This window comes from Prosthecobacter sp. Pr1, from assembly GCF_057652315.1.
This window is the reverse complement of sequence record NZ_JBYFBS010000006.1, coordinates 112,643-128,257: the sequence shown is the minus strand read 5'-3', so window position 1 is coordinate 128,257 and position 15,615 is coordinate 112,643. Positions and strand designations below refer to the sequence as shown.

The 15,615-nt window shown below is 60.4% G+C and carries 10 protein-coding genes and 1 pseudogene; 10 read left to right on the top strand and 1 reads right to left on the bottom strand.

The window, feature by feature from the left end; genetic code table 11:
• Positions 1 to 9 precede the first annotated feature (9 nt).
• The 10 genes and pseudogenes from AC24GY_RS12285 to AC24GY_RS12240 all read left to right on the top strand — a co-directional run bounded on the left by AC24GY_RS12285 (position 10) and on the right by AC24GY_RS12240 (position 12,748).
• Entirely contained in the window at positions 10 to 1,254 is a 1,245-nt protein-coding gene (locus AC24GY_RS12285) for a hypothetical protein (RefSeq protein WP_487683205.1), read from the top strand.
• 37 nt (positions 1,255 to 1,291) lie between these two features.
• Entirely contained in the window at positions 1,292 to 2,299 is a 1,008-nt protein-coding gene (locus AC24GY_RS12280) for a Gfo/Idh/MocA family protein (RefSeq protein ID WP_487683203.1), read from the top strand.
• A 17-nt stretch (positions 2,300 to 2,316) separates the two neighbouring features.
• Complete coding sequence (locus tag AC24GY_RS12275; RefSeq protein WP_487683201.1) at positions 2,317 to 3,333, top strand: alkaline phosphatase D family protein; 1,017 nt, start codon at positions 2,317 to 2,319, stop codon at positions 3,331 to 3,333.
• 2 nt (positions 3,334 to 3,335) lie between these two features.
• Complete coding sequence (locus AC24GY_RS12270) at positions 3,336 to 5,462, top strand: PSD1 and planctomycete cytochrome C domain-containing protein (protein WP_487683199.1); 2,127 nt, start codon at positions 3,336 to 3,338, stop codon at positions 5,460 to 5,462.
• 57 nt (positions 5,463 to 5,519) lie between these two features.
• A complete protein-coding gene (locus tag AC24GY_RS12265) occupies positions 5,520 to 6,857 on the top strand; it encodes a DUF1501 domain-containing protein (protein ID WP_487683197.1) in 1,338 nt (445 codons plus the stop codon).
• Positions 6,858 to 6,862: 5 nt separating this feature from the next.
• Positions 6,863 to 8,344: a DUF1501 domain-containing protein gene (locus AC24GY_RS12260; protein WP_487683195.1), complete on the top strand. Its 1,482-nt coding sequence runs from the start codon at positions 6,863 to 6,865 to the stop codon at positions 8,342 to 8,344.
• Positions 8,345 to 8,377: 33 nt separating this feature from the next.
• Positions 8,378 to 9,181 (top strand): annotated as a pseudogene (locus AC24GY_RS12255) (DUF1549 domain-containing protein); the annotation flags it as partial.
• A gap of 277 nt (positions 9,182 to 9,458) precedes the next feature.
• Positions 9,459 to 10,199: a DUF1553 domain-containing protein gene (locus tag AC24GY_RS12250; RefSeq protein ID WP_487683193.1), complete on the top strand. Its 741-nt coding sequence runs from the start codon at positions 9,459 to 9,461 to the stop codon at positions 10,197 to 10,199.
• The gene (locus AC24GY_RS12245) at positions 10,189 to 11,601 is read left to right on the top strand and encodes a DUF1501 domain-containing protein (protein WP_422314674.1); all 1,413 of its coding nucleotides are present in this window, start codon (positions 10,189 to 10,191) and stop codon (positions 11,599 to 11,601) included. Before AC24GY_RS12250 ends, AC24GY_RS12245 begins: the two co-directional genes overlap by 11 nt.
• A 55-nt stretch (positions 11,602 to 11,656) precedes the next feature.
• The gene (locus tag AC24GY_RS12240; RefSeq protein WP_487683191.1) at positions 11,657 to 12,748 is read left to right on the top strand and encodes a lactonase family protein; all 1,092 of its coding nucleotides are present in this window, start codon (positions 11,657 to 11,659) and stop codon (positions 12,746 to 12,748) included.
• A gap of 18 nt (positions 12,749 to 12,766) precedes the next feature.
• Here the strand turns inward: AC24GY_RS12240 and AC24GY_RS12235 are convergent, their stop codons facing one another.
• The gene (locus AC24GY_RS12235) at positions 12,767 to 15,556 is read right to left on the bottom strand and encodes an outer membrane protein assembly factor BamB family protein (RefSeq protein ID WP_487683189.1); all 2,790 of its coding nucleotides are present in this window, start codon (positions 15,554 to 15,556) and stop codon (positions 12,767 to 12,769) included.
• Positions 15,557 to 15,615: the final 59 nt, after the last annotated feature.

Sequence of the window (15,615 nt, the reverse complement as noted above, 5' to 3'; positions counted from 1 at the left end):
TTTACAACCATGACCTCATTCCCCAACCGCCGTCAGTTTCTCTCCACGCTCGCTCTCGGATCGCTCGTCGCACGTGGGCAGGATGCGCCCAAGTTTCCGCGAACGCGTGTCATCACCAAAGGCCCCGGGTTTCACTGGTTCGCCTACTATGACAAGCTCCAGTTCTCGCCGGACAACCGTTTTGTGCTCAGCAACAAAGCCAGCTTCGAACATCGCTCTCCGACTGCGGACGACGAGATCGAAGTCGGCATGGTCGATCTGCAGGAGAAAGACAAATGGATCCCTCTCGGCAAGTCCAGCGCCTGGTGCTGGCAGCAGGGCTGCATGCTGCAATGGATTCCCGGAACCGAATCCAAGGTGATCTGGAATGATCGTGAGAAGGATCGCTTCGTGAGTCACATCCTTGATGTGAAGACGGGCGAGAAGCACACGATTCCCAGCCCCATCTACGCGCTGGCTCCGAATGGCAAAGAAGCCGTGAGCTGTGATTTCTCACGCGTGGCCGACTGCCGGCCCGGCTACGGCTATGCCGGCATCAAGGATCGCTTCTTCGATGACATGGCGCCTGCGGGCAGCGGTGTCACCCACGTGAATCTCGAAACCGGTAAGGAGAAGCTCATCGTCTCGCACGAACTGCTCGCCAAGACCGGAGTGGTCATGGAAAACCATCCCGACTCGAAGCATCACGCTTACCACCTTCTCGTCGGCCCCGATGGCAAACGCTTTATCATGCTGCATCGCTGGACGCAACCGAAGGGCGGGCATCTGACCCGACTGATCACTGCCAATATGGACGGCAGCGATCTGCGCATCGTCATTCCCAATGGTTATGCCTCACACTTCATCTGGCGCGATGCCACGCACATTCTCTCCCAGGCCAAGGACTGGCTCGGCAACAAGGAGTGGGGCGACTTCCTCTTCGAAGACAAGGACAGCGGCATCGTTGAGGAGATAGGTCATGGCGTTCTCGACAGTGGCGGCCACCTGACCTACCTGCGCCACAACGAGTGGATTCTGAACGACACCTATCCTAAAGGCGTGCGCCGCATCCAGACGCCACACCTGTATCACATCGCTACCAACAAACGCATCGACCTCGGCGAGTTCCACTTACCCCGCGAATACTCCGGCGAATGGCGTGTGGACAGTCACCCGCGTTCGAGCCGTGACGAACGGTGGGTTTGCATCGACGCTCCGCATGCCGATCAAGGGCGCCAGTTGCACCTGATCGACATTCAGGGGCTGATGACCTGATCAACCTCAGTACTTCATTGCGTACGTGTAAGCCATTATGAAACAGGTTCTTCCGCTCGCAGCGGCTCTCTTCCTCAGTCTGGCAGCCTCCGCGCTCTCCCAGGACACGCTCAAGCCACTCCGTGCCGGCATCATCGGTCTCGATACTTCACACGTGCCCGCGTTCACCAAGCTCTTCAACAATCCGAAGGCCGATGGTGATCTCGCAGGCATCAAGGTGGTGGCGGGTTATCCCGGTGGCACAGACATGCCTGCCAGCAAAGACCGCGTGGCCAAATTCACCGAGCAGGTGAGCGGCATGGGCGTGGAGATTGTGGACTCCATTTCCAAGCTTCTCGAAAAGGTCGATGTCGTGCTGATTGAGAGCGTGGATGGCCGCATCCATTTGAAAGAGGCGCGTGAGGTCTTTCAATCGGGCAAGCTCGTGTACATCGACAAACCCATTGCTGGCACTCTTCCAGAAACCATCGCGTTGTTTGAGCTCGCAAAGAAGCACCACGTCAAGACCTGGTCGAGTTCATCCTCACGTTTCGGGGCCGATCTCCTCGCCTTGAAAGACAATGAGGAAATTGGCGACATCCTCGGTGTCACCACCTGGGGGCCGTGTTCATATCAGAGCGGCACGCCGGACTTGTTTTTCTACGCTATTCACGGCATCGAATCCCTATTCACGCTCATGGGAACTGGATGTGAAACCGTGTCACGCAGCAAAGGCCCCATCACTGATCAAGTCACGGGCGTGTGGAAGGATGGGCGGATTGGCACCTATCGTGGCATTGTGAGGGGAAAGGCCGAATTCGGTGCCATAGTTTATGGCAGCAAAGGCGTGCGTCAGGGGGCCAAAACCATCAGCTATGAGGCGCTGTGCCGCCAGATCGGCAAGTTCTTCCGTACTGGAGAGCCGCCGGTGAGTGAAGCCGAGACGATCGAAATATTCACCTTCATGGAGGCAGCTGATGAAAGCCTGCGCCAAGGCGGCAAACCTGTCGCGCTGGCAGAGGTGCTGGCGAAGGCGAAACAAGATGCGGCGAAGCTTGTGCCATGAACTCAGCACCCCCTTCTATGCCCAGGCTCAAGACCCGCCGCCATTTCCTCGCCACCCTTCCTGCCATCGGTTGGGCTGCTGCCCATGCAGCGGATGACTCTCCACTGCAGGACATCGTCTTTGGCTCCTGCCTGGACACGCATGAGCATCCCATGCTCGATCGCACCCTCACGCTGCCGCGTGACCTTTTCATCTTCATGGGTGACAACATCTATGCTGACAAAGGCGGAATCCCGATGATGCAGGAAAAGTACGCGCTGCTTAAAAACAGCCGCTTTTTCAAAGGCCTGCAAAACAAGCCCATCCTCGCCACCTGGGATGATCACGACTTTGGCGAAAACGACGGTGGCGGGAGCTACCCGCACAAAAAGGAGGCGCAGGTGGAGTTCTGGAACTGGCTCGACGAGCCCGTCACATCACCACGCCGTCAGCAGGAGGGCGTTTATCAGGCGCAGACCTTCGGCCCGGCCGGCAAGCGCGTGCAGGTCGTCATGCTGGACACACGCTACTTTCGCAGTCCGCTCAAAAAAGTGCCGAAGGACAAGGCCATGCTCGGCGGCTCTTACGTGCCCACGGATGATACTGCCGCCACCATGCTGGGCGACGCGCAGTGGAGCTGGCTCGCCCAGGTGCTTCAGCAGCCAGCGGAACTCCGCCTCATCGTGTCCAGCATCCAGTTTGCCCCGCAGGCACATGGCGGTGAATGCTGGGCGAACATGCCGCACGAGCAGCAGCGGCTGCTGAAACTTCTGCAGGGGCAGACGGCGGTGATTTTAAGCGGCGACCGCCACTGGAGCGAGTTCTCGCACAATGGCGTGTTCGACTTCACCACCAGCTCGATGACGCAGAAGCATCCGCGCGGCACGCCCACGCCGAACCAGCACCGCTGCATTCCCCAGACCTACCACCTGCCCAACGTTGGCCATCTGCGCATTGACTGGGCCGCTGCCACCATCACGGTGAAGGTCCTCGGAGAAGACGGCGGTACCAAGATCGCGCAGACTCTGCCCTTCCGTGAACTGCTGATAAGCTAGCCATGCGTCTTGTCATTCCATTCGTCATCATGGTCTTCAGCAGCGCTCTCGCTGCAGAACCACGTGTGGAATTCAATCGCGACATACGCCCCATCCTCGCCGCGAAGTGCTATGCCTGCCATGGCCCGGACGAAGACAAACGCGAGGCGGATCTGCGGCTGGATGTGCGTGCTGAGGCCGTGAAGACGGCCATCAAGCCGGGCCAGCCTGAAGCGAGTGAACTGTGGAAACGCATCACCCACACCGATCCCGCTGATGTGATGCCGCCGCCTTCGTCGCCGAAGCAGCTTACCAAAATCGAGCGCGACCTCATCCGTCGTTGGATCGCAGCAGGCGCTGAGTACCAGAATCACTGGGCCTTCGAACCGATCAAGCGTCCTGCCGTGCCGCAGTCGGACGGTAAAAATCCCATTGATGCTTTCATTACCGCCAGACTCCGCACGCATGGACTCAAGCCCGCACCCGCAGCCTCACCTGCCACGCTGATTCGCCGCGTTTATCTCGATCTCACCGGCCTGCCGCCATCTCCGTCAGATCTCGCGGCTCTTTCCGATTGGTCGGAACAAAAATACGAGAAGATCGTGGACCGCCTCCTCGCCTCGCCGAATTTTGGCGAGCGCTGGGCGCGCCACTGGCTGGACATGGCGCGTTACGCGGATTCAAACGGCTTCCTCGGTGATGGCCTTCGCCCCAACGCCTATCTTTATCGTGACTGGGTCATTCGTGCTTTCAATGCTGACCTTCCGTTTGATCAGTTCACCATCGATCAAATCGCTGGCGACCTGTTGCAGCTACCCACGCCGGATCAAATCACCGCCACCGGCTTTCATCGCAATGCCGCGCTCAACACCGAGGCAGGTGTGGACAAGGAGGAGGCGCGTTATCAAAACCTCGTGGATCGAGTCAATACGACCGGTCGTGTCTGGATGGGCCTCACCGTGGGCTGCGCCCAGTGCCACACGCACAAATACGATCCCATCACCATCCGCGACTACTACAGCTTCTACGCCTTCTTCGACAACACCGTGGACCGTGACGATGCGAAGACCAAGGCGCAGGCCCTGGCCGAGGCTGACAAGGATCGCCGCCAGACCTATGTCCATCTGGCGGGCGACTACACCCGCCGCGGTCCGGACGTCATTCCTGCCAGCCTTTCCGCGTTGCCGCCGATGGCAAAGCCCGTTCAGCCGGAGCCCGGCCGCCTCGATCTCGCGCACTGGCTTGTCTCGCCGCAGCATCCGCTCACCAGCCGCGTCGCGGTGAATCACATCTGGAGCAAGCTCTTCGGCTTTGGCTTCGTGCGCACGCCGGATGACTTCGGCACAGCCGGTGAGTCGCCCTCGCATCCCGATCTGCTTGACTGGCTGGCCACCGAGTTCATGCGCAACGGCTGGAGCCGCAAGAAGCTCATCAAGCTCATCGTGATGAGCGCCACCTATCGCCAGTCCTCGGCGCATCGTGAAGACATCGTGGAACTCGATCCCCTGAACTGCCTCCTGGCCCGCCAGAACCGCATCCGCCTGGACGCTGAAATCTTGCGCGACTCCGCGCTTGCCGTCAGCGGCTTGCTAAAGCGCACCCTCGGCGGTCCCAGCTTCCGGCCTCCCCTTCCAGAAGATGTTTTTGATGTGGGTCGCTCATCAAACTGGCAGGCCAGTCCTGGTGACGAAATCTACCGCCGCAGCTTGTACATCATCACTCTGCGCAGCGTGCTGTATCCCACTCTCACCACCTTTGATTCACCCGATGCCGCAGACGCCTGCGTGCGGCGCGAGCGCAGCAACACACCGCTCCAGGCTCTCGCCATGATGAACGACAGCGTTTTCGTGGAAGCTGCACAGGCGCTCGCCTTGCGCGCGATGCGGGAGTCAGCGCACGACACGGCCAGCCGCCTGCGGCACCTGTTTGAATGGACGCTCAACCGTTCGCCGCGCGCGGAGGAGATGCAGCGCCTTGTCGGTTTTCACAATGAACAGAAAGCCCGTGTGGAAACGGGCGGTGCAAAAACCTTGGAGGTCCTTGGCAGCACCAGCACCTTGGTTCCCTTGCCCGATCAGATCGAAGCCGCCACTCTCGTCGCTGTCGCGCGAGTGCTCATGAATCTGGATGAGTTCATCAATCGTGAATAGCCTTCTTTCCACACCTCGCCACCGCAACACCTTACGCCCTGCCCCCGTATAGACCCCATGCTCACCCTTTTTTCCAAACAGTCCTCCAACCGCTGCTGCGATGGCCTGTCGCGTCGTTCCTTCCTGCGCATCGGCGGTCTCGGTCTCGGGGGCCTGAGCTTTCCAGAACTGCTGCGTGCGGAGTCGGCACAAGGAGTCGGCAAATCGCAGAAGGCGCTCATCCTTGTCTACCTGCCCGGTGGACCGCCGCACCAGGACATGTATGACATCAAGGTGAATGCGCCTTCAGAGGTTCGCGGACCATTCAAGCCCATCGGCACGAACGTTCCAGGCATCCAGATCAGCGAGCATCTGCCGCGCATGGCGAAGATGGCGGACAAGCTCACCTTCATTCGCAGCGTCGTGGGAGCGAAGGACCGGCATGAGAGCTTTCAGTGTGTGACGGGTCGCCTCAGCAACAATGCGCCTCCGGGTGGCTGGCCGGAGATCGGCAGCGTGGTGTCCAAGCTCAAGGGCGGCGCACCCACGGTGCCCGGCTATGTAAACCTCTCCCAGCAGATGAAGCACACGCCTTACAATCAGGGGCGTCCGAGTTTCCTTGGTGTGGCACATGCGCCCTTCATGCCTTTGGAGCGGGGCAAGGAAGACATGTCGCTCAATGGGGTGACACTGGAGCGCCTGGGGGATCGCCGCGGACTGCTCTCCGCTTTTGACACCTTCCGCCGCGAGACGGATGCCTCGGGCACCATGGCGGGCATCGATGTCTTCCGGCAGCAGGCCTATGGAATTCTGACCTCCTCGCAGCTTGTCGATGCGCTCGACCTTTCCAAAGAGTCTCCCAAGGTCCGCGAGCGTTACGGCAAAGGCACTGAGAAAATCCAGGGCGATGCCGCGCCGCGCCTCAATGAGCAGTTTCTGCTGGCGCGTCGGCTGGTCGAAGCCGGTGTGCGAGTGGTGACACTCAGCTACAGTTTCTGGGACTGGCACGGGCAGAACTTCAAGAACGCGCAGGAAAACCTGCCGGACTTTGATCAGGCGATCTCCGCCCTCGTGGAGGATTTGCATGAACGCGGCATGGACAAGGATGTGACCGTGCTCGCCTGGGGCGAGTTTGGGCGCACGCCGCGCGTGAATGACAAAGGCGGACGTGATCACTGGCCCAATGTGTCCTGCGCGTTGCTCGCCGGGGGCGGCATGCAGAATGGCCAGGTCATCGGCGCCACGGACCGCCTCGGCGGTGAGGCCACAGACCGTCCGGTGCATTTCCAGGAGATCTTCGCCACGCTGTACAATAATCTGGGCATCAATCCCCACACCAGCACGGTGTCCGACTTCTCCGGGCGTCCGCACTATCTCGTCGATAACGAATTCCAGTCGATCAAGGAACTGGCCTGACCATCATGTCGCCACAGGAGTACATCACCCAAACGCGTCGGGATTTCCTAGCGACGAGTTCCTGTGGCCTTGGGACGCTCGCCCTGGCTTCCCTGCTGAAGCAGGATGGCCTGCTCGCTGCGGACGCGGACATGCCGGCCGATCCTCTGGCCACGCGCAGGCCGCATTTTGCGCCGAAGGCGGAGCGCTGCATCTTCATCTTCCTCGAAGGCGGCCCCTCGCAGATGGATCTCTTTGATCCGAAGCCCCTGCTTAACAAATACGATGGCCAGCCGCTGCCCGATTCGATCGTAGGAGATGCGAAGTTTGCCTTCCTGCAAAAAGACACGGCCACGGTGATGGGCACCAGCCGCGTCTTCAAAAAGCACGGGCAATGCGGCATGGAAATCAGCGATCTGCTGCCGCACATCGCCACCTGTGCGGATGACATTGCGCTGGTGCGTTCCATGCACACCACGCAGTTCAATCACCTCCCGGGCCAGCTCATGCTGAACTGCGGCGAATCCCGCCTCGGCCGCCCCAGCGTGGGTTCGTGGGTGACCTATGGTCTCGGCAATCCTTCGCAGGAGCTGCCATCTTATGTCGTCATGGTCAGCAAAGGTCGCGGGCTGCCGGGCGGCAGCTCCACGTGGTCCAGCGGCTTCCTGCCATCCTCCTATTCTGGAGTGATGTTTCGCAATGGCGCCTCGCCTGTTCTGAACCTGGGCAATCCCGCAGGCATCTCGCCGGAGATGCAGTCTGCGAGCATCCGCGCCTTGAACGACCTCAATCGTCTTCAGCACCAGCACATCGGTGATCCTGAGATAGCGGCCCGCATCAACAGTTACGAACTCGCATTCCGCATGCAGAGCGCCGCCCCGGAGTTGGTGGACCTGAGCGGTGAATCCCAGGCCACGCTGGATGCCTATGGTGTGAACCGCATCGAGCCGCCCATCAAGAGCAATCTCGGTGGCATCGGCAACTACCAGACCTTTTCGCGGCATTGCCTGAATGCACGGCGGATGGTGGAGCGCGGCGTGCGCTTCGTGAACATCATCCACGCCTCGTGGGATCACCACAGCGCCCTTGATCCCCAGCTCGCGCACAATTGCGGCATGGTCGATCAGCCCATCGCGGCACTGCTCAAAGACCTCAAACAGCGCGGCCTGCTCGATACCACGCTCGTCGTGTGGGGCAGCGAGTTTGGCCGCACCGCGTTGGGAGAAAATCGAAAAGGATTCAAGAAGGTCACTGGCCGCGATCATCATCCCTATGCCTTCAGCCTCTGGATGGCCGGCGGCGGCATCAAGGGCGGCCAGGTCCATGGCGAGACGGATGATTTTGCCTGGCACGTCGCGCGTGATCCCGTGTCCATCCACGACTTCCACGCCACGATCCTGCATCTCTTCGGCCTCAATCACAACAAGCTCAGCTACCGCTTCCAAGGCCTCGACTTCCGCCTCACCGGCGTGAACCCGGCCAAGGTGGTGAAGGGGCTTATTGCCTAGCAGCGATTATCGAGCGTAAAAGAAGGCTCCTGCGTGCGTACTGTCCGGGTGCCAAACGCCCCGTTTCAAACCATCACCACGCTGCTTCTGCTCTGCGTCACCACGCAGGCAGCGGATCCTGCGCCGATTGACTGGACCAAAGCGCGCCAGCACTGGTCCTTTGTTCCGCCCAAGGCTCAGGCCCTGCCGAAGGTGAAGGAAACCTCCTGGCCGCGCGAGCGCGTGGATCACTTCATTCTCGCCAGCATGGAGGCCGCCGACCTCACGCCCACACGCGAGGCCGATGCGCGCACTTTGATCCGCCGCGCCACCTTTGACCTCACCGGCCTGCCGCCCACGCCTGAAGAATTACATGCCTTTGTGAATGACACACGCCCGGACGCCTACGCGCGACTTGTGGACAGTCTCCTCAGCCGCCGAGCCTTTGGCGAACGCATGGCCGCCATGTGGCTGAACCTCGCCCGCTATGCCGAAGATCAGGCTCATCAGGTGGGCAACAATTCCTCCTTCGCCTATCCGAACGCGTGGCGCTATCGCGACTGGGTCATCGCCGCCTTCAATGCCGACCTGCCTTACGATGCCTTTGTGCAGAAGCAGCTCGCGGTGGATTTGATCGAGCCGCAGAACAAGGCTGACTTGGCGGCGCTCGGCTTTCTCGGTCTCGGGCACAAGCTGTATGCCCGCGGCCAGCTCGATGTGCAGGCGGAGGAGTGGTCGGAGCAGGTGGACACCGTGTCACAGACCTTCCTCGGTCTCACCGTGGCCTGCGCACGCTGCCACGATCACAAGTTCGACCCCATCACCGCGCGCGATTACTACGCCATGGCCGGCGTCTTTGCCTCCATGCAGCTGGTGAATCTGCGCCCCGATGGCAAGGATGAGGACGGCAAAACTCTGGCCGATAAAATGGACCCCGGCACCCTGCACATCGTGCGTGATGTGAATCCGCATGACCTCCCCGTCTATGATCGCGGCGATGTTAAGACGCCCGGCCCCAATGTCCCGCGTGGCTGGCTGCAGGTGCTCAGCAAGGATGAGCCGGTGAAGTTTCAGCAAGGCAGCGGCCGCGTCGAGCTCGCCCGCCAGATCACCAATCCCACCCACCGCCCGCGTGATGGTGAATCGGGTTTGGGACCTGCTCTTCGGCAGGCCGCTGGTGCGCACTCCGAGCAACTTTGGCACCACCGGAGACAAGCCCACGCATCCCGAACTGCTCGACGATCTCGCGCTGCGCTTCATGCAGAACGGCTGGTCCGTGAAGCGCCTCATGCGCGAGCTCGTCATGTCCGCCACCTATCGCCAGGGCAGCAGCGGCAGCGCGGCCAATGCACAGCTGGATGAAGCTAACGATCACCTCTGGCGCATGAACCGCCGCCAGCTCGGCATCGAGTCCTGGCGGGATGCCATCATGGCCACCGCAGGCACGCTCACGCTCGAGGGCGGCAAGTCGCAGAACCTGGACGAACCCACGCACCACAAGCGCACCATCTACTCCCAGGTCAGCCGCCGAGAGCTGAACAAAACGCTCATGCTCTTCGACTACCCGGATGCCAATGTCCATGCCGCCCGGCGCAGCAATAGCACCACGCCCACTCAGAAGCTCTATGTGATGAACAGCCCCTTCATTATCGAGCAGTCAAAACAACTTGCCCGGCGCATCCAGCAAAGCGGCGGCGATGATGCCGCCCGCATCCGCCACGCCTACACACTCCTGTTTGCCCGCGAGCCCGAGGCGGAGGAGCTCGCCATCGCCCGTGATTTTTTGCAGCAGCCCGCCACCGAATCCGGCCCCAACGCGTGGGAGCAGTTCGCGCAGGCGCTTCTCGCCACCAATGAAATGCTCTATGTGGACTGATCCCAACCCCGCGCAGCTCACCCGGCGCGAAGCCCTCCATCGTCTCTCGGCTGGCTTTGGTGCCATCGGCCTTGCGGGCATGATGGGTTCGCAGGCCGGTGCCGCAGTGAAACAGCAGATCACTCCGCGCGCCAAGCGGGTCATCTTCCTCTTCATGAACGGTGCGCCCTCGCACATCGATACTTTTGATCCGAAGCCGGCGCTGAAAAAATACGAAGGCCAGCAGCCTTCCGGCAAACTCTACAAAGCGCCGAAGACCAGCGGCTTCATGTCATCCCCTCTGCAGTTTCACAAGTGCGGGCAGAGTGGAATCGAGGTCAGCGAGAGCCTGCCCGCGCTGGGCAGCATCATTGATGACTGCTGCGTCATCCGCTCTATGCACACCAATGTGCCAAATCATGAGCCCGCGCTGCTCATGATGAACACCGGCAACCTCCAGCCCATCCGCCCGTCCATGGGCTCATGGGTGCTGTATGGCCTGGGCAGTGAAAACGAAAACCTGCCCGGCTTCGTCGTGCTGCGGCCCACTCCCAACATCGTGGTGGGCCCCGCCCTGTGGAGCAATTCCTTCCTGCCTTCGGAGTATCAGGCCACCGGTGTCATCACCTCCGACATGAGCGTGGACAAGCTCGTCGCCAACGTGCGCAACTCCGTGCTCGCCCCCGCGCAGCAGCGGCGCCAGATCGACCTCATTCAAAAGCTCAACCACCTGCACGCCGCCAAGCGCGAGCAGGACCAGGCGCTCGAAGGCCAGATCAAGGCCATGGAAACCGCCTACCGCATGCAGAGCGCCGCCAGCGATGCCTTCGACATCAGTCGCGAGCCCGCAAAGATGCGCGAGATGTATGGCGACACCCCCTTTGGCCGCTCCTGCCTCCTCGCGCGTCGTCTTGCCGAATCCGGCGTGCGCTACATCAGCGTCTATTACACCAGCAGCAGCAACCAGCCCTGGGATACGCACAGCGACCATTACAAGAACCACCCCAAGCTCTGTGCCGACAGCGACCGCGCCTCCGCCGCACTCATCAGCGATCTCAAGCAGCGCGGCCTGCTGGAGGACACTCTCGTCGTCTGGACCGGTGAGTTTGGCCGCACGCCCTACTCGCAGGAAACGCAGGACAAAAACAAGCAGGTCGATCCCATGCGCCGTGGTCGCGATCATCACCACACCGCCTTCAGCACTCTGCTGGCCGGTGGCGGCATCAAAGGCGGCCTTGCCTATGGTGCGTCCGATGAACTCGGCATGAATGCCGTTGAAAAGAAGGTTCATGTTCATGATCTGCATGCCACCATTCTGCATCAGCTCGGCCTTGATCATGAACAGCTCACCTATCGTTATGCCGGTCGCGACTTCCGTCTGACAGACGTGTACGGTGATGTGGTGACTGGCATTCTTGCGTGAGGCATATCATTCCATTATGCGCTATTTTACGTCTTCACTTCTAGCTGCTCTCTGCATGGCCTCCGTCACGCTTTCGGCGGCAGAGCCTGTGGTGTTTATCTCCGCGTTCGCCTCGGGGGACAAAGCTGGCATTCATGCGTTTCGCTTCGACTCGAAGACAGGCGCTTTGCAGCCATTGCATCGAACCACTGATATTCAGAATCCGTTCTTCCTGGCTGTTTCGCCCGACCAACGCTTCCTTTATGCGATCAATGCCGATAAGTTCGGTGGGGCGGATGATGAATTTGTGGCGGCCTACGCTCTTGAAGGCCGTGCCGGCCGGCTGAAGAAGCTGAATCAGCAGTCTGCGCTTGGAACAGCTTCGTGTTACCTTAATGTCGATGCCACGGGAAAGACCGTGGTGGTGGCAAATTATGCGTCAGGAAGTGTCGCGTCGCTGCCGGTGAAAGAGGATGGTCTGCTGGGAGAGGCAGCCACATTTGTGCAGCACAGCGGCTCCAGCACTGATCCCGAGCGCCAGAAGGGACCCAATGCGCATAGCATCGTCATCAGTCCAGACAACCGCTTCGCTCTCGCTGCCGATCTGGGCATCGACAAGATCCTGGTTTACCAACTTGATGCGGCCAAGGCAAAGCTCACGCCAAATGAGGCCCAGCCCTTTGCGAAGATGCAGCCCGGATCCGGTCCGCGGCACATCACCTTTCATCCGAACGGCAGGCATGTGTACGTGATCAACGAACTGGCAAACACGGTGACTTGTTTTGATTATACAGCCGCATCCGGCACGCTCACCGAGCGGCAGACCGTCGCCACGCTTCCCTCCGGATTCAGTGGCAAGAGCTACACGGCTGATTTGAAAATCACCCCCGACGGCAAGTTTCTCTACGGCACAAATCGGGGTCACGACAGCATCGCGTCGTATCGCATAGGTGACGATGGCAGACTCACACTGCTCTCCATCGATCCCAGCCTCGGCAAAGGGCCGCAGAACCTGCTCATCACCCCGGATGGCCGATGGCTTCTCTGCGCGAACATGCCGGGAAACAGCGTGGTCGTATTTCGGATTGATGCCACGAGCGGGAAAATCACAGCCACCGGCGCTCCAGTCGAGATGCCGATGCCATCGTGCATTCGCTGGGTAAAGTGAACGTTGCACGCATCCTCATCAAGGTTTGACAGCGCTCCGCACCTCCCATGCTGGCGGCAGTTCCTTGGACTCCGGCCCATACGTTTGCGACACGACAAAACCGCTCGCCTGTGAGGTGTAAAAGATGCGGCCGTTGCTCACCACCGCGCCGAGGCATTCGCGTGAATCGATGGCTGGTCCTGTGGAGACCAGCTTGCCCTCTTGCGAGAGGTCGATCATGTCCATGTTTGCGCCCAGTACATACGGCTCGCTCAGGGTGAAGCGGCAGCATGCATAGTTCGTGAGGATGCTGTAGGTGACCTTGCCGGTGTCGCGGTCAAAGATGTTGCCTTTGCCGCGAAGCGCGTTGGAAAAGATGAATCTTTCGCCGACGCTGACCACGTTCAGCGCCGAGGTCACGGCGTCGGATTTCCAGACGAGCTTGCCGGTGTTGGCGTCAAGGCACCAGACAAAGCGGTCCTCCGTGCCTGCGTCCGCCTTGTTGTACCCGCCGATGTAGAGCCTGCCGTCGCGTGCGCTCAGCGTGCATTTGGCGGTGACGTAATAGTCGTTGGTCTGCCATAGGATTTTGCCTGACTTCGGCTCGATGCACACCGTGAGCCCGTTGTTTCCCACCGGCTGCCCACGGCGCGCGCGCTGGTCGGCGTCATAGCCGAAAAACACAGAGTAATACAGCTTGCCGTCGAGGATGCAGATGCCGCAGTCGTTGCCGCCGCGGCCTTGATCGGAAAAGTCTTTCTCCCATACCACCTTGCCGGTGTCGAGATCCCAGGCCCAGACACGCGGGTGGTGGTTCGTGGGGTAGTACGGATTGTCATTGGAATAGATGAAGCTCATCACATCATGCCCGTCGGCGGGTTTGACCGGTGCTCCGCCAAAAGTCCATGGCTTCTCGCTTCCTTGGGGTGCGTAGTCGCCGCTGCCGCTCGCATAGATCGCGATCTTCCCGGAGACGACCGGCGGAAACTGCCGGCTCCAGCTTGGTGAACCGGTAAAGGGTGCCTCCCAGAGCATCTGCCCTGTCGCGGCATCCAGACAGCGCACAAAGGATTTTTTAATGCCTGCCTGCGGGATGAGGAGCTTGCCGTCGATGTACAGCGGCGACGTGAAAGACAAGTAGACATCCGGCCACCAGCGCCGCCACAGCAGCCTACCCGTGTCCTGCTCGCACGCGATGATCTGGCCCTCGGCGGTGTGCGTGTAGATTCGTCCGCCTCCGCACACTGGCAGATGCTTCACCGTGCCTTCGAGACGCCGCGCCCAGCGCATGCGCAACGGTGGCGTGATGCCCTGGTTATTAGAGTTCTGCCCCGCGAAGTTGCCGTAGTTCGTGTACCAGTCGTACTCGGAGGCGGCCAGCTTGCCGGTGAGCGGGCTGCGTATTTTGGCAATGTCGTCCCGGTCATGTTTTCCAGTCTCGGCTTTCTTGGGACCAAAAACATGGACTCGGCCGTCCTCGCTGGGCACATAGATCCGACCATCAGCCACCGCCACCGGGGCGGAGATCGCTGCATCCGAGACCTCGATGGAGCTGGCGCGCGCAAGATGTTCTGCAATAGGCTCAATGTGCAGGCGTCCATTCAGATCTCCCACAATGACGTGATTTTTGGTAAGCACAGGTGGGGCGATATATCCCCCCATCGTCAGCACTTCGCCTCTGTCATCTTTGGCGCCCAGCCGATGGCGCATGACTCCCCGTTCGTTTTCAGGCCGCACCCGATAAACGTCCTTCCCGCGAATCGCCACAGGTGCAAAGCTCAGCAGGCCGTCCATGCGGATGTTCGTGTCCGTGCCTGGCACGAAGTCGCCGGTGGTCAGCGTGTCACCCTCCAGCCGCATGATGTCCACGCGGCCCGCGTTGTCGCGGCGGTGCCACTGCACATACACGTTGCCGTCATCATCCGCGCTCTGGCCAAAGGTCGCGGGAAATTCCTTGCCGGACCACTCTGGAATCTCGCCCGTGGCTTTCAGCTTCGGCGCGTCAGCCGTGTCTTCGATGAACAGAGTGCGCCCTCCCGCTGGCATGACGACGGTGTTCCCCCGGATGAGGCAGATGTCGCGCGAGCAGACGAAGTGATCTTTCCACGTGACACGTCCGTCGCTGGAGGTGGGCTTGCTTCCCGGCTTTAGCGTTGCCAGCATCCGCTTCTCACAAAACTTCGCCCACTCCTCCCCGCTCCAGCGGTTGCCGTCGAATCCGACCACCTCCTTCACGAAGTCCCATTTCCACTTCACCGTGCCCTCGTTCGTGATCGCATAAACCTGCGCGCCGAGCGTGGCAAAATAGACACGGTCCTTGCCGATGACCGGCGTACTAAAGATCGGCTCGCCGCAGTCGATCTCCTTCACCACCGCGCCGGTGCTGCGATCCAGCACGTAATAGATTCCCGCTGCGGTGCCAAAGTGCAGGTGCTTGCCCACGATGGCCGGAGAGCTCACGTTGTTCACGTTCTGCTTCCCGCCCTTGCTTTGAAAATGCCACACCTCCTTCAGCGTCGCGGCATCGAAGCAAGCGGCGTAACCCGATCCATCCACGACATACACCTTGCCCTCCGCAATCACTGGAGAGGTGAAGATGCCGTCCGTCATCGACAACGCACCCTGCAGGTGCAGCTTTTCCGCGTCGATGTCACGAGCCACCGCATTGCCAGAATGGGCCGAGTTGAACATGAACTGCGGCCAGTCCTCGGCGGAGGCATTCAATATCCAAACGAAGGTGATGAGGACAAGGAAACGAGTCATGACGGGTGAATACGCCTCCAGCAGCCAGAACTCGCAGACGATCACTTCTTCTCTGTGGCGCAGCACGCTTCGGCACTCTTGAAGGCGCCGGTTCATTTGGATAAAACAGCAAGCCCGGCGCTTCT

Bases quoted from the DNA above. Each gene is read 5' to 3' on its own strand.
- AC24GY_RS12240 (WP_487683191.1), top strand. From the start codon at position 11,657: ATGGCCTCCGTCACGCTTTCGGCGGCAGAGCCTGTGGTGTTTATCTCC.
- AC24GY_RS12270 (WP_487683199.1), top strand. From the start codon at position 3,336: ATGCGTCTTGTCATTCCATTCGTCATCATGGTCTTCAGCAGCGCTCTC.
- AC24GY_RS12280 (WP_487683203.1), top strand. From the start codon at position 1,292: ATGAAACAGGTTCTTCCGCTCGCAGCGGCTCTCTTCCTCAGTCTGGCA.
- AC24GY_RS12260 (WP_487683195.1), top strand. From the start codon at position 6,863: ATGTCGCCACAGGAGTACATCACCCAAACGCGTCGGGATTTCCTAGCG.
- AC24GY_RS12275 (WP_487683201.1), top strand. From the start codon at position 2,317: ATGCCCAGGCTCAAGACCCGCCGCCATTTCCTCGCCACCCTTCCTGCC.
- AC24GY_RS12265 (WP_487683197.1), top strand. From the start codon at position 5,520: ATGCTCACCCTTTTTTCCAAACAGTCCTCCAACCGCTGCTGCGATGGC.
- AC24GY_RS12285 (WP_487683205.1), top strand. From the start codon at position 10: ATGACCTCATTCCCCAACCGCCGTCAGTTTCTCTCCACGCTCGCTCTC.
- AC24GY_RS12245 (WP_422314674.1), top strand. From the start codon at position 10,189: ATGTGGACTGATCCCAACCCCGCGCAGCTCACCCGGCGCGAAGCCCTC.
- AC24GY_RS12250 (WP_487683193.1), top strand. From the start codon at position 9,459: ATGGTGAATCGGGTTTGGGACCTGCTCTTCGGCAGGCCGCTGGTGCGC.